This is a genomic window from Bacillus sp. AM1(2019), assembly GCF_009906915.1.
Lineage (GTDB): Bacteria > Bacillota > Bacilli > Bacillales > Bacillaceae > Bacillus > Bacillus velezensis.
On the sequence record NZ_CP047644.1, the window covers coordinates 3,230,226 to 3,243,584 of the forward strand.

The window sequence follows — 13,359 nt, forward strand, 5'->3', positions numbered from 1 at the left end:
AAGGAGCTGCCAATCCGGCCGCCCCCTTTATGTTATTACAATGATGCTTTCAGTATCGCAAGCACGTCTTCTTTCTGCAGTGACTTGAACTGTCCGAATGCTCCGTTTGCCATCGCTTTATCTGCAATCGTATCCAGCTTCTCATCAGAAATATCATAATCAGCGAGTCTGTTCGGAGCGCCGAGGCTCGTCCAGAAATCAGACAGCTTGCTGATTCCTTCAAGTGCGATCTCTTCATCTGATCTGCCTGTCTCGTCTATATCGAAAACACGGACGGCAAGCTGTTTAAAGCGGGCCGGATTTTCTTTGAGCACATGTCTCATCCAGTTCGGGAACAGAATCGCTAAACCTCCGGCGTGCGGTATATCGTAAACCGCTGATACCGCATGCTCGATGTTGTGTGTGGCCCAATCCCCTCTTGCGCCCATTGACAGCATTCCGTTTAATGCGATCGTGCCTGTATATAAAATCGTCTCACGAAGCTCGTAGTTCTCCAGATCATTGATCAGCTTCGGCGCTGTTTCAATCACCGTGCGCAGAAGCGATTCACACATCCGGTCCTGATACGGCGTGTTTGACGTGTGGTGGAAATATTGTTCAAACACATGGCTCATCATATCGACCATGCCGTAAATGGTGTGGTCTTTCGGAACGGTAAATGTGTTTACCGGATCGAGAATAGAGAATTTAGGGTAAACGAGCGGGCTCCCCCATCCGTATTTCTCTTGTGTCTCCCAGTTTGTGATGACTGATCCGGAGTTCATCTCCGAACCGGTTGCCGCAAGGGTCAGCACTGTTCCGAACGGCAGCGCTTCTTTCGGCTGGTGTTTTTTCGTGACGATATCCCACGCGTCGCCGTCATATTTAGCGCCCGCCGCGATGGCTTTCGTGCAGTCAATGACACTTCCGCCGCCGACGGCCAATAAGAAATCGATGCTGTTTTCTTTACAGAGCGCAACACCTTTGTTCACCGTTGAGACACGCGGATTCGGCTCTACGCCTGCCAATTCATGTACGGTAACTCCTGCTTTTTTCAGCAGTTCGGTTACTTGATCATAAAGACCGCTGCGCTTAATGCTGCCGCCCCCGTATACGAGCAGTACATTCTTTCCGTACGGCTTGATTTCTTCAGGAAGTTTTTCGACCTCTCCCTTTCCGAAAATCAATTTGGTCGGATTCCAATATGTAAAGTTTTGCATGACATCTCCTCCTTTGGATTTATATTATGCAGAAAGATGACATTCAATGTAAAGCAATCCGCTTTTTTGACGGCACATCACGCGGTTTACAGACAGCGGCTTCCCGGGAAAGGCACTTGTACAGCTTGAGACAGTGTGTGATTTACACGGCGGAGAATGTAGTATGCATAGATTCTTTGCTTTGTCACAATCTATAACTGTTTCACGAATTCATAGAGGAGGTTGTTTACATGAGTGTTATTCAGCGTATCTGTCTCGTATTAACGATTATCGGCGCTATTAACTGGGGACTGATCGGATTTTTCCAATTTGATTTAGTAGCAGCCATCTTCGGCGGCCAAGGATCAGCTCTGTCGCGGATTATTTACGGTCTTGTCGGCATCGCCGGTCTGATCAATCTCGGCCTGCTGTTTAAGCCGAACGAAGAAACATCCCGCGAGGAAGCGGCAAATCCGGAAGTCAGATAAACATAAAAAAAGCACCGAACATACATATCCGGTGCTTTTTTTGATGATTATTTTTTGATAAGGTCTTTGCGGTTGGACTGTTCAATCCACTCTTCAAGCTTATCTTTCAATGTGTTGAAACCTTGCGGAGCAGATGTTTCTTCAGAAGCTTGAGCCGCTTTCGGTTTTCTTGGTTTGCTTTCTTTTCTTTCAGGCGCCGCTTGAGTCGCACGGATAGAAAGGCTGATTTTGCCTTTTTCTTCGTCAACCGCAAGTACTTTTACTTGTACTTCGTCACCGATAGAAAGGTGTTCGTTAATGTCTTTTACGAAACCGTGAGTGACTTCAGAAATGTGAACAAGTCCTTGAGTTTCTTCATCTAATGCAACAAACGCACCATACGCTTGTAATCCTGTTACTTTACCAGTGTAAACACTGCCCACTTCAAATTTTGCTGCCATTCATAACAACTCCTAAGTTAAATTAAATACAGATTATACGCAATTTAAAATTATATCATACAAGTTTGTTTTTCGCAAAGAGAACTTTTTTACATGATCATGTTTAAGGACAGAAAAATGGGGGTATACTATGATTACGAAGGCTTTCTAGTATTCCCCCCCTTTTATTTGGATGCGAACCGGGTTCGTATCTTTTTTTATGCCCTTTTTTCAACAAACCGTTTGATTCTGACGAGCGCTTCCTGAATCTGCTCAATGGATGTCGCATAGGAACATCTGATGTAGCCTTCGCCGCTCGGGCCGAATACATTCCCCGGAACGACGGCTACTTTTTCCTCAATGAGCAGCTGTTCCGCGAATTCTTCTGAACTCATGCCGGTCGACTGAATGGAAGGAAAGGCGTAAAATGCTCCGCCGGGGTGGTGGCAGCCGAGTCCGATTTCGTTCAATGTCTCCACAATCAGGTTTCGGCGTCTCCGATAGCTTTTCTTCATTCTTTCGACGTCTTCCTGGCCGTTTTTCAGCCCTTCAAGCGCCGCGTACTGAGCCATGGAAGGCGCGCACATCATCGCGTGCTGATGAATTTTGAGCATGGCATCCCTGATCACGGGAGGCGCCGCCGTAAATCCGAGTCTCCACCCCGTCATGGCAAATGCTTTGGAGAAGCCGGAAATGAGAACCGTGCGTTCCTTCATGCCGCGGATGGCCCCCATGCTCGTAAATGGCTCATCATACGTCAGCTCGGCATAAATTTCATCGGCAAGCACGATCAAGTCGTGTTTTTCAGCGAAAGCAGCGATGGATTCAAGCTCTTCTTTCGAATAGACAGAACCTGTCGGATTTGACGGCGAACATAGAAGCAGCGCTTTTGTTTTGTCCGTCAGGGCTGCTTCAAAATCGGCTGCTGATGCTTTAAAACCTTTTGCAGCGACAGTCTGAATCGGCACCGGCTTCGCCCCCGTCAGGGTCACGAGTGATTCATATGCGACAAAACACGGTTCGGGAATTAACATTTCCTCCCCGGGATTCATAATGGCGCGGACAGCGAGATCAAGCGCCTGGCTTGCCCCTACCGTAACGATCAGTTCACTGTCAGGCGAATAACTCAGGCCGAACCGCTGATCTAAATAGCGGCTGATTTCTTCTCTCAGTTCATAAAGACCCGCATTTGCCGTATAAGCCGTATACCCCTGTTCTAAAGAAAGAATACTCGCTTCCCTCACGTTCCAGGCCGTCACAAAGTCAGGCTCTCCCACTCCCAGTGAAATGACGCCTTCCATCGTGGCGGCCAGATCAAAGAACTTGCGGATGCCTGACGGTTTAATCTGCTGCACGTAGTCAGATAAATAAGAAGTCTTCGTTTGCATTTACGGAGACACCACGATTCTTTTGTCATCGTCTCCGCTTTCAAAGACTTTGCCGTCATGCTTATATTTTTTCAGGATGAAGTGCGTTGTCGTGGAAACGACAGACTCAAGGGTGGACAATTTTTCAGACACGAAGCTTGCCACGTCTGACATCGTGTTGCCGCGAATAACGACAGATAAGTCATACACCCCTGACATCAGGTACACTGATTCAACTTCCTGGAATCTGTATATCCGCTCAGCGACTTCATCAAAGCCGACATTTCGTTTCGGAGTGACTTTTACGTCAATCATCGCCGTGACGCCTTCCAAACCGTCGACTTTGCGCCAGTCGATCATCGCCGCATAATCAATGATGACTTTTTCTTTTTCAAGCTTTTCAATGATGCTTTTGACTTCTTCGGCGGGAATGTTTGCCATTTTCGCAATCGTTTCCGCATCAACGCGGCTGTTTTCGTCTAAAATTTCTAATATTTCTGTTTCTTTTTCGGTCAGCTTCATACGTTTCACACCTTTGCATTATCAAAAATCTTCATGACATTATATCACGATTTTCGACAAATGCTAAGAAAAACCCGAAAGAAACCAGAGCTAAAATCTGACAATCAAAAAAGCCTTTACATTACAACAAAGAAAGGACGGCGAAGGCTCTCATGGAAGCTGTTTCACCGATTAAACGGGCCGCGATAGACGGAGTTGAGCTGTATTACGAGCATTATGAAAATCCCGGCAGACAGACACTCGTCTGCGTACACGGTTTTTTATCTTCGGCATTCAGCTTCAGAAAACTGATCCCGCTGCTCAGAAACCATTATGATATTATCGCCGTTGACCTGCCTCCTTTCGGGCAATCGGAAAAGTCACGGACTTTCGTATATACTTACGCAAACCTCGCCAAGCTTCTGATCGGACTTCTGGAAAAGCTCGGTATCAGCCGGGCCGCACTCATCGGCCATTCAATGGGCGGCCAGATTTCCTTATCCGCGTCTCTTCTCAGACCCGAGCTTTTTTCTAAAATCGTCCTGCTGTGCAGCTCGGGGTATTTAAAGCGCTCGCACCCGTCGATTATATTCGGGACGCATCTCCCTTGTTTTGACCTGTATCTTAAGTATTGGCTTTCAAAAGACGGCGTGCTGAACAACCTGTTAAATGTCGTTCACGACCGGACGCTTATCGATCAGGAAATGATTGACGGTTACGAAAAACCATTTACAGACCGCCAGATTTTCAAAGCGATGACAAGGTTTATCAGACACAGGGAGGGTGATTTAGAGCCCGAGGATTTGAAGAAAGTGCAAAACCCCGCTCTTTTAATCTGGGGAGAAGAAGACCGTGTCGTTCCGGTCTCAGTCGGAAAACGGCTTCATGACGACCTGCCGGATTCCATTCTGTATTCACTCAAGGATACGGGGCACCTCGTACCCGAAGAGCGCCCGGAGTTTGTTTCGGAGCGGATTTTTGAATTTATTCAATAAAAAAACCGGCGGAACCGCCGGTTTTTAAGGGGTGCAGGAGCTGCTTTCTTTTATGAACAGAAGCTGCTCGGCGGCCTTTTGGCAGCCTTCGATCGGAAGCTTTCGCTCAAATGAAGCTTCAAAGATATCCTGAATGGCTACTGCCAGCTTGTCGGCACGGTCTTCACTGTAGACGGCCTGAACGATATCGACGGCTTCTGTCTCATAAAAATCTTCTCCATATTTAAACGGGTCCCACTTGGCAATGATTTTCATCATTTCCATGACCGCTTGGCTTTCTTCCATTTTCATCACCGCTTATAATAAAGTTTGCAATTCTATTTTATCATAGATACGCTGTGCAAAATAATGATACTACAGGAGTGACATACATGAACTTTGATCTTCGAGAAAACCGTCTTGGCACACAATCGGTGAAATGGGACAAGGCGGAAGCGTTATTCGGCGTATCGAATGCGCTTCCGATGTGGGTTGCCGATATGGATTTCCGCGCTCCCGAAGCGGTCACTGACGCCTTAAAAGCCCGCCTTGACCACGGCATATTCGGTTATACGTCTCCTGACGAAAACACAAGAGAAGCCGTCGCTTCATGGCTTGAGACGCGGCACGGCTACCGGCCCGATCCCGCAAGCATCGCGTTCAGTCCCGGTGTTGTCACGGCAATCAGCATGGCCGTACAAGCCTTTACCGAACCGGGCGATCCGGTGTTGATTCAATCACCGGTGTATACGCCTTTTTATCAGATGATCAAGGAAAACAAACGGCAGGTTTTACATAACCCATTACGGGAAGAAAACGGCGTCTACTGTATGGATTTTGAGGATCTTGAGAAAAAGCTGAACGATTCTGAGGTCAAGCTGATGATTCTTTGTAACCCCCACAATCCGTCCGGCAGAGCGTGGAGCCGGGATGAGCTTATGAAGCTCGGATCGCTGTGCGCCGCCCATAACGTCACCGTCGTTTCTGACGAGATACATTCCGACTTGATGCTGTACGGAAAGCCGCATACGCCTTTCGCTTCTCTGTCTGAGGAGTTTGCGCGGATTTCCGTTACTTGTGTCGCGCCGAGCAAGACGTTTAATATTGCCGGCATTCAGGCATCCGCCATTATCATTCCCGATCGTTATAAGCGGGCGAAATTCTCCGCCGCATTGCATCAGAACGGGATTTCCAGCCTCAACACATTTGCGGTTGCAGCAATTGAAGCGGCTTATACAAAGGGAGGCCCTTGGCTTGACGCGCTGATTCCTTACATTGAAGGGAATATGAAATTGGCTGAGGACTTTTTAAGACAAGAATTGCCGAAAGTCCGCATGATGAAGCCTGACGCTTCCTATTTGATCTGGATGGATTTCAGCGAGTACGGATTTTCGGATGCCGAGCTCAAAGAAAGAATGCTCAAAAAAGGGAAAATCATATTAGAGCCGGGAACAAAATACGGACCGGGCGGCGAAGGATTTATGAGACTTAATGTCGGCTGTTCAGCCGCTGCCGTAAAAGAAGGGCTTGAGAGAATGAAAGCAGCGCTCGCTTAGCAGCGGAAAGAACGCCTTTATCAGATGAGATAAGGGCGTTCGCTTTAGAGAAATATATACTTTTTTTTCCGGTAAAGATGTTATAATAGATTCATATTTACATAGGAAAGGATTTCGCATAAATGGAGATTGTAAAGGATTACCTGCTTCACTTCTCTTTTATTTTATTCCCTATTTTTCTTTATCAAGTCTTCTGGCTCAGTAAGCCCGATTTGCTTGTGCCGAGAGCGAACCGCCTGCTGGTCGCCGTATTTGCAGCGTCATCTTCCTTATTATGTACGGCTTTTCCCATCCAGGAGCTTCATTCCGTCCGTTACGGTTTGCAGCTGATTCCCATTATCGTCTGCCTGCTTTATTCCGGTACCGGTGCAGGACTTGCCGCAGGGGCGGCATCCGTTTTTTTTCAGCTCATATGGTTTGAACCTTCCGCTCTTTTTTTCTTATCCTTAATTCCTTTTTTAATCATCATCCCTATCCAGCTCCAAACGAAATGGCCTTTTTTTTCAAAGCGGAAGAAACTGCTTTTCGCTCTTCTCATCGGCTGCACTGAAACCGCCTTATTAACCGCATCTGTCTTCATCTATTCCGCGACCAATATTTTCAATTTTCAAAATCTACCTTCCGTTTATTATGAGGCGGCAGTATCTGTTTTTTTTCAAGTCAGCGCCCTTTTGCTGTGCATTTATTTGATTGAGATCATTGATGAGAATGCGTCCATGCGGGCAAGGCTGATTCACTCAGAAAAAATGGCCGTCGTCAGCGAGCTTGCGGCAAGCGTTGCCCATGAAGTCCGCAATCCGCTTACGGTCGTCAGAGGTTTTGTGCAACTGCTGTTCAGCGGCGAGCAGCTCCAGGACAAATCCCACTCCGGATATCAGAAACTTGTGCTGTCCGAACTCGACCGGGCTCAGACGATCATTACGAATTATCTCGATATGGCGAAGCAGGATGACTATGAAAAAGAAAAGTTTGATATTTCTCTGCTCGTAAAGGAAACAGGTTCCTTAATGGAGTCTTATGCCAATTTTAAATCGGTGACCGTGACTGTTCAAAGCGAGCCTGATTTATATGTGTTCGGCGATGTAAAAAAACTGAAACAGGCCTTCATTAATCTGATTAAAAACAGTATTGAAGCCGTGCCCTCTGAAAACGGCCGAATCGAGGTCTCTGTCCAAAAACAGGAAGAGATGATTCTCATTCAGATTACGGATAACGGAATCGGCATGTCCGATGAAGAACTGCAGAAACTCGGCAAGCCGTATTATACGCTGAAAACGAACGGCACCGGGCTCGGGCTTACCGTGACATTCTCGATTATTCAGCATCATGAAGGCTCCGTCTGTTTCACCAGCGGCGAGCACTCGGGCACAACGGCCTCAGTCAGGCTTCCGGCAGCTGTTCACTAGCCAACCGCGTTGATCTCTTATAGAATAACTAGAGAGAGGTGAACGCTATGAATACGTTTGACATCGGCACAATCGTAAAAGGGTTTTATAAAACAGGAGCATACATAGGGGAAGTGACAGACGTCAGGCCCAATCACTATTTAGTGAAAATTAAAGCCGTTCTGACGCATCCCGCTCAAGGAGATCTTCATCATCCGAAGCAGGCGGATGTTCCGTTTTTTCATGAAAGAAGAGCGCTTGCATTCGGGGAACAGACAAACATACCGCATCAGATGGTCAAACCGTTTGATGGCGAGGTGCCTGATTATACGGCTTCCTTACAAGCGGCGTCTGCCCGGCTGAAAGATCAGCTTACAGCGGACGGCTCAGAATGGGCGGAACGTTCGCTTGCCAACTTGGCCGCGTTAGAGCGTGACTATTTTAAAAGAACTTGACCCAGTCGGCATGATTGGGTTTTTTTATGTGGCCCGGCGAAACAGTTCAGTCAGATCGACGCGATCACCGATCGTCGGAGGTTTCGGTTTTTCAAGATATTGTTTATCCCGCTCGACAAGCTTGAATAATTTGTATGTCGTCCGCGCATCATCCAGCGCTTTATGATGCGTGCCCGTCCCTTTATCGCCATACTCTTCTGCCGCTTTCCAAAGGCCGGTCAATGTTCTGTCGCCGAAGAAGTTTTTGTATTCAAGGGACAGATCCCGAAGTTCTCCTTTGAACGGAAAAGGGATGTGGTTAAACATGCAATTTTGCTTTAACACTTTCATATCCATATTGCCCCAGGTGACGATCGTGCAGTTTTTATCAGGATCAAGCTCATTTAATTTGCGGATGAATTCATTAAACGTGATTCCGCCGTCCACGTCTTTTTGGGTTATGTTCAGAAAGGTTTTGCATCGTTTCGTCAGCTTCGGAAATTTTTTCGGTTTGATATAACTCGAAAACGTTTCAGTCACTTCATCATTCACTGTCTTGACAATCCCCGCTTCAATAATCTCGGGAAAGAAATTTTGCGGGCTGTATTTTCCGTCAGGCATTGTAAATTCAAAATCAATAATGAGCAGACTGCGCTGATCCACTTTTTTTACACCTGCCTTTCCTCCGTTCAAAAATGATATTTTATGATAGTATATCAGTTTCCCCTCTGAAACTTTCTTCATTTTCTAAAAATAATGAATTTTCCTATATCCGCATCGAAAATACAAATACCGGATTCATTCCTATATACTAATGATTAGATACACGAAAAGTAAAGAAGGTGATGTTATTTCTGTCCGTAAGAAGAACTTCGTCGTCATTTGGATTACAAATTTCTTTATTTCCGCCAGCATGACCATGATTGTTCCGTTTCTTTCGTTATATATCGAAACGATCAGCCCCCATTCGGGCGGGTATGTGCAGAGATGGAGCGGGTATGTGTTCGGCGTCACGTTTTTAATGGCGTTTGTGATTTCCCCGTTTTGGGGCAGATTCGGCGATAAGCGCGGCTACAAAAATATTCTCTTGATTACAGGAACCGGCATTGCCGTCAGCATTTTATTGATGGGGTTTGTGACATCCGTTTATCAGCTGTTTGTCCTGCGGCTGCTTATGGGTCTAGTAACAGGCTTTGTTCCGACGTCGCTTGCCATGATTTCGGCGCAGACGCCGAAAGAGACTGCCGGGAAGACGCTCGGCACGCTGCAGATGGGTCAGGTGTCAGGCACTTTATTCGGACCGATGCTGGGCGGGATGCTCGCTGACAGCTTCGGGTTTACGTACACGTTTTTTATTACGTCTTTTGTTATTTTCGCATCCGTGCTTCTCGTTTTATTTCAGGTCAATGAGCAGCCGCTCGGCGAGAAACAAAACAAGCGGAAAACCTATTCCAGAAAACAGGTGCTCTCTTATATTTTTCACCAGCCCGCGCTTTGGGCGATGATGGTGCTTACTATGATCGTGCAGACCGGCAATTTCAGCATCCAGCCGCTGCTCGCTTTATATGTCAATGAGCTGCACGGACCTGTTAATTTAGCCTTTTTCTCCGGAATGGCGTTTTCAGCGACCGGACTCGGAAGCTTACTGCTTGCCCGGAAATGGGGGGACTTCGGCGACCGCTTCGGCCACAGCCGGATCTTAATCGTGCTTTTGATTGCCTCAGCGGTGTTTTTCATTCCGCAGGCGCTCGCCTCCTCCCTCTCCATTCTGTTAGTCTTCAGATTTCTGTTCGGCATGGTCATGGGCGGCACGCTCCCCTGCATTACGGCCGCAATCCGCGTCAGGGCGCCGGGCAGCATCCAGGGAGAGGTGCTCGGCTATAACGTCAGCTTTCGTTTTCTCGGAAATGTGCTCGGCCCTCTGCTCGGAGGTGCGGTCTCAAGCGGTTTTTCCATTTCGGCTGCTTTCTACGTCACCGCCTTTCTCTTTTTAATAGGCGCGGGGCTCTTATGGATGGCGGGACATCTGCAAAAGGATACAGCGTCAAATGCGGGCTGACCGGCAGCGATCACGATTTCTTCTAAATTTAACCTTCTCGTATTCTTAAAAGAATGATACGATATGGCTAGAAATCAGGAGAAAAGAGAGTGACCATGGTACGTAAAATAATCGGATGGATTTTGCTGCTCGGCATTATCCCGTTGTGTGCATTTACAGTTATTGCTTCCGGCAAAGAGGTAAAACAAATCAAGCCTTTTGATCAGGTGCTCGATAAACATATTGATTTAAAAGCGATCAACCTGGTTCAAAACAGTTACATGTATGACAGGGACGGAAGCCTTGTTTCTGAGATTGTCAGCGATCATGAGAACCGCGTGATCGTGCCCTTTAATAAAATACCGAATGAGGTAAAACAACTGTTTTTAACCTCTGAAGACCGTCATTTTTATGAGCATAAAGGGTTTGACTTTATGGGGATGGTCAGGGCGGCCGCCTCCAATTTCAAAGATCATAAAATTGATCAGGGCGCCAGCACCATCACCCAGCAGCTGGCAAGGAATGTGTATTTAAGCCATGAACGCACCTTCAGCCGAAAACTGACGGAGCTGGCCTATTCCTATCAGCTTGAGAAAAAATACAGCAAAGATGAGATTTTAGAAGGCTACTTAAATACGATTTATTTTAATAACGGCGTATACGGTGTCGGTTCGGCGGCACAATTTTATTTCAGCAAGCCGCTGAAATCTCTCACTTTGGGAGAAATGGCCTTTATCTGCGCCATCCCTAATAACCCTACATTATATGATCCTCTCAAGCATTTTGATTATACGAAAAAGCGACAAGTCAGATTGCTTAACGGATTAAAAAAAGCAGGCGTTATAACCGGGAAACAGCTGAAAAAAGCCGAAAAGGAAAAGATCAAGCTTGATATAAACGAAAAAACAAATAAATATCCTGACTATGTTTCCTATGTAAATGATGAATTCACACAGCTTGTTTCATCATCCGAAGGCTATGACAAACGTCTTGAAAAAGCTTCCGGAAAGGCGAAACAAAAAATACAGAGTGAGCTTTCAGACAGAGTCAGCACATTGTTAAAAGACGGCGTGAAAATTTATACGGCGCTGAATCCGTATATGCAAAACCAGGTCGTCGCCCAAGTGAATCAAAATCTGCCGTATGCAGGCGTCCAAGGCGGAGCGGCCGTGATTAATCATCAGACACATCAGATTATCGCGCTTTCAGGCGGGAAAGATTATCATAAATATGATTTCAACCGTGCCTATCAGGCATACAGACAGCCCGGTTCATCCATTAAGCCGCTGCTTGATTACGGACCTTACATTGAAAAGACCGGCGCAACGCCACACAGCAAGATTGACGCAAGCAAATTCTGCAGTGCGGATTACTGCCCGCAAAACTACAATAACCGCACGTACGGTACGGTCACGCTGGAAACGGCGTTTAAATACTCGTACAACACACCGGCCATCAGAATCATGGACCGCGTCGGCGTCAATAAGGCATTCAGCTACCTTGAACCGTTTCATTTCGCGAAGCTGGTCAGCGCGGATTACCGTCTGCCTGCGGCGCTTGGCGGTTTTACAAACGGCATGACTCCGCTTGAAATGACCAATGCGTACACCACGTTCGGCAACAACGGCGTTTATACGCCGAGTCACGCGATTACAAAAGTGACTGATTTAAAAGGAAAAACGATATTAAAATGGAAAGATGAGCCGACGCAGGTATTCAGCGTGCGGACCAACATGCAGATCAAAGAAATGATGAAAGCCGTCGTCAAAAGCGGAACAGGAAAAAAAGCGAACTTTAAAGCTCCGTACGTCGGCGGAAAATCAGGAACGTCAAATGACTATCACGATATGTGGTTTGTCGGCCTGACGGACGCTTATACGATGGGGGTATGGGTCGGCAAGGATACACCGTCAAGCGTCGAATACCTTCATGACGCAAGCCCTCAGCTTTCGATCTGGAAAAACACGCTGCAGGCAGCTTATTAAAGATAACGGAGGGGATCCGCTTTGAAACCAGCTCAGCTTCCGGACCGCGTACTTTTGTTTGACGGCGTCTGCAACTTATGCAACGGCGCCGTTCAATTCATCATTAAACGCGATCCGGCCGGCAAAATCTCATTTGCTTCATTGCAATCAGATACCGCCCGGGAGCTTTTGGCATCAGAAGGACTTCCGACAGAACAATTTGACAGCATGATTTTTATCGAAAACGGGCGGATATACAAAAAATCCGCAGCCGTGTTAAAGGTTTCCCGTCATCTCCGCGGAGCCTGGCGGCTGTCAGCGGTTTTTTTCGCAGTGCCCCGCCCCCTCAGGGACAGAGCCTACTCTTTCATCGCCCGGCGCCGTTACAAATGGTTCGGAAAAAGGGAAGCATGCATGCTCCCCTCCCCTGAGATTAAAAACAGATTTCTGTCTTAACAAAAATGGCTAGCTTACACAGGTAAGCTAGCCATTATGCTATTATAAAGCTTGATAAAGATGTACAAAATACCGATAACAAAAGTAAACCAAAACAGAATCTCAAGCAATATAAAACCGATCAGCGAAACGATCGAGAGTGTCGAATAGATTCTGTACACCATGAAAATCAAATAAACGAGCGTAACAACGGCAAATAACGCCGCAATCCAAAAACCATTCTGCACGAGCGCAAAGGAAAGAATTCCTCCGCCTACATAAATTAAAGAGCCTAATCTGATTTTTTTCAGATTGTCCCCTTCAGGGTCATTTGTGAAAAACAAAAGAGACAGCTCTGTCACTGTGTTTGCAATCAGCTTCAAAGCCGAAAATAGCATAAAATACACAAGGGCGAACGCTGCAAAAAGCGCCAGTCTGATCCCTTTCTCAGAGAAATAATCCAGCATCCCCTGATACATGCCGAGCGTCTGAAGTATCTTCATGACATAAAGCGAGGTAGAAATGGATAATGACGAACTAAAAAGCAGAATCGCAACGAGCGGAAAATAACCCGTCCAATAAGTATTTTTCATATAAAAAGTCCCTTTCTGTAATCTACC

Annotated in this window: 15 protein-coding genes; 8 read left to right on the top strand and 7 right to left on the bottom strand. The window is 46.6% G+C overall.

Going from position 1 to position 13,359, the window contains the following annotated elements; genetic code table 11:
• Positions 1–35: 35 nt before the first annotated feature.
• Complete coding sequence (locus GNE05_RS15995; protein WP_014418746.1) at positions 36–1,199, bottom strand: iron-containing alcohol dehydrogenase; 1,164 nt, start codon at positions 1,197–1,199, stop codon at positions 36–38.
• 230 nt (positions 1,200–1,429) lie between these two features.
• On the opposite strand from GNE05_RS15995, the gene GNE05_RS16000 reads away from it, so the two are divergent.
• Positions 1,430–1,666 carry a DUF378 domain-containing protein gene (locus GNE05_RS16000; protein WP_003152104.1) on the top strand — a complete coding sequence of 79 codons (237 nt, stop codon included), beginning with the start codon at positions 1,430–1,432 and terminating at the stop codon, positions 1,664–1,666.
• Between the two features lie 47 nt (positions 1,667–1,713).
• Here the strand turns inward: GNE05_RS16000 and yugI are convergent, their stop codons facing one another.
• From yugI to GNE05_RS16015, 3 genes are all read right to left on the bottom strand, one after another.
• Positions 1,714–2,106: a S1 domain-containing post-transcriptional regulator GSP13 gene (yugI, locus tag GNE05_RS16005; RefSeq protein WP_007408653.1), complete on the bottom strand. Its 393-nt coding sequence runs from the start codon at positions 2,104–2,106 to the stop codon at positions 1,714–1,716.
• A 197-nt stretch (positions 2,107–2,303) separates the two neighbouring features.
• Complete coding sequence (locus tag GNE05_RS16010) at positions 2,304–3,473, bottom strand: aminotransferase (protein ID WP_160182976.1); 1,170 nt, start codon at positions 3,471–3,473, stop codon at positions 2,304–2,306.
• Entirely contained in the window at positions 3,474–3,974 is a 501-nt protein-coding gene (locus GNE05_RS16015; RefSeq protein WP_003152098.1) for an Lrp/AsnC family transcriptional regulator, read from the bottom strand. It lies immediately after the preceding gene.
• 152 nt (positions 3,975–4,126) lie between these two features.
• On the opposite strand from GNE05_RS16015, the gene GNE05_RS16020 reads away from it, so the two are divergent.
• Positions 4,127–4,948 carry an alpha/beta fold hydrolase gene (locus GNE05_RS16020; protein WP_007408654.1) on the top strand — a complete coding sequence of 274 codons (822 nt, stop codon included), beginning with the start codon at positions 4,127–4,129 and terminating at the stop codon, positions 4,946–4,948.
• A 24-nt stretch (positions 4,949–4,972) separates the two neighbouring features.
• Here GNE05_RS16020 and GNE05_RS16025 read toward each other — a convergent pair whose 3' ends face one another.
• Positions 4,973–5,233: a DUF1871 family protein gene (locus GNE05_RS16025; RefSeq protein WP_156240464.1), complete on the bottom strand. Its 261-nt coding sequence runs from the start codon at positions 5,231–5,233 to the stop codon at positions 4,973–4,975.
• Between the two features lie 86 nt (positions 5,234–5,319).
• Here GNE05_RS16025 and GNE05_RS16030 point away from each other — a divergent pair, with 86 nt between their 5' ends.
• From GNE05_RS16030 to GNE05_RS16040, 3 genes are all read left to right on the top strand, one after another.
• The gene (locus GNE05_RS16030) at positions 5,320–6,483 is read left to right on the top strand and encodes a MalY/PatB family protein (RefSeq protein WP_121984665.1); all 1,164 of its coding nucleotides are present in this window, start codon (positions 5,320–5,322) and stop codon (positions 6,481–6,483) included.
• A 122-nt stretch (positions 6,484–6,605) separates the two neighbouring features.
• Entirely contained in the window at positions 6,606–7,889 is a 1,284-nt protein-coding gene (locus tag GNE05_RS16035) for a sensor histidine kinase (RefSeq protein WP_160182977.1), read from the top strand.
• 47 nt (positions 7,890–7,936) lie between these two features.
• Positions 7,937–8,323 carry a kinase-associated lipoprotein KapB gene (locus GNE05_RS16040; RefSeq protein WP_015418096.1) on the top strand — a complete coding sequence of 129 codons (387 nt, stop codon included), beginning with the start codon at positions 7,937–7,939 and terminating at the stop codon, positions 8,321–8,323.
• A gap of 24 nt (positions 8,324–8,347) precedes the next feature.
• On the opposite strand, the gene kapD is transcribed toward GNE05_RS16040, so the two are convergent.
• Entirely contained in the window at positions 8,348–8,965 is a 618-nt protein-coding gene (gene kapD, locus GNE05_RS16045; RefSeq protein ID WP_003152084.1) for a 3'-5' exonuclease KapD, read from the bottom strand.
• Positions 8,966–9,116: 151 nt separating this feature from the next.
• On the opposite strand from kapD, the gene GNE05_RS16050 reads away from it, so the two are divergent.
• From GNE05_RS16050 to GNE05_RS16060, 3 genes are all read left to right on the top strand, one after another.
• Entirely contained in the window at positions 9,117–10,361 is a 1,245-nt protein-coding gene (locus GNE05_RS16050) for a multidrug efflux MFS transporter (RefSeq protein ID WP_015418098.1), read from the top strand.
• An 89-nt stretch (positions 10,362–10,450) separates the two neighbouring features.
• Entirely contained in the window at positions 10,451–12,325 is a 1,875-nt protein-coding gene (locus tag GNE05_RS16055; RefSeq protein ID WP_160182978.1) for a transglycosylase domain-containing protein, read from the top strand.
• 21 nt (positions 12,326–12,346) lie between these two features.
• On the top strand, positions 12,347–12,760 hold the full coding sequence (locus tag GNE05_RS16060) for a thiol-disulfide oxidoreductase DCC family protein (RefSeq protein WP_007408661.1): 414 nt from the start codon (positions 12,347–12,349) through the stop codon (positions 12,758–12,760).
• Positions 12,761–12,774: 14 nt separating this feature from the next.
• On the opposite strand, the gene GNE05_RS16065 is transcribed toward GNE05_RS16060, so the two are convergent.
• On the bottom strand, positions 12,775–13,332 hold the full coding sequence (locus tag GNE05_RS16065; protein WP_007408662.1) for a YufK family protein: 558 nt from the start codon (positions 13,330–13,332) through the stop codon (positions 12,775–12,777).
• Positions 13,333–13,359: the final 27 nt, after the last annotated feature.